General features: G+C 31.1%; 1 protein-coding gene. It reads left to right on the top strand.

Annotated elements, in window-relative coordinates:
* On the top strand, positions 1-957 hold a 957-nt coding region (locus tag V7014_RS26210), incomplete at both ends, for a DNA/RNA helicase domain-containing protein (protein WP_335511913.1).

Below are 957 nucleotides of genomic sequence, written 5' to 3'. Positions count from 1 at the left end.
ATATTGAAAAACAATTAATTACACTTTTTGTAACTGATAACGAAAAAGGAAAAAAGAGATTAGAAATTGACAATAAAACTAGAGGAAATTCATCTAATAACGAGGAAGATAGGAAGGAAATAGACGCTCATGTTATTTCTTCTTTTTGGGAAAATGACTTAAGGAATCTAGGATGTGTGAACAAAGATGTTTCATATCTAAAGAAAAGAATACTAGCAAAATATTCACCATTTATGGATTTGAGTAGTGAGCAAGAGAAAATTGTTGAGCAAATTATAACTTCTCCTAAAAACTATATTATTGAGGGAGGTAGTGGTACAGGAAAAACTGTTCTAATGACAAATGCTGTAGCTAGAATCTTCGATACGTTTGAAGGAAATAAGAAAATTGGTGTAGTTGTTAAAGCAAATTGGCGGAAAAATGCCAGAAGAATTTTTGAAGACTATGGGATAAATAAAAATATTACTGTTGGAACATGGGGCACCCTTGTTTCATCGGGTGAAAAGTATGATTATATTATAGTTGATGAAGCCCATAGACTTCCACGTTATTATGGGAAGTTACATCCTTCAGAAAGAAAATATTTCAATGGTGATACTACAAAAAATAGTTTAGAGCTTTTAGACAGGGTAACAGATTCCCTAATACTATTATATGATCGATACCAATCAATTCGTCCTTCAGATATTCCAACTTATGATTTTGACGAATATGTTAAGAACAACAAGTTCAAAAAAATACCATTAGCGGTTCAGTTTAGGATTGATATACATGATACTGATAAGAACTACACTGCGGACGACTATATCAAAGGAATCAAATATATTCTTCAAATCTCTGACGACAATACGTTTGATAAATCCCTCTTCAACAATCCTGATCCTGATTCCTATTTTGGATTTGTTGATTCAATTAAAGAATTATTCGAATATATAAATCGAATGGATAATTTAATTG

Source organism: Bacillus sp. JJ722, assembly GCF_036963345.1.
In the GTDB taxonomy this organism is placed as follows: Bacteria; Bacillota; Bacilli; order Bacillales; family DSM-1321; genus Bacillus_AD.
The sequence above is the reverse complement of the archived record's forward strand: the minus strand, read 5'-3'. Positions and strand labels throughout refer to the sequence as shown.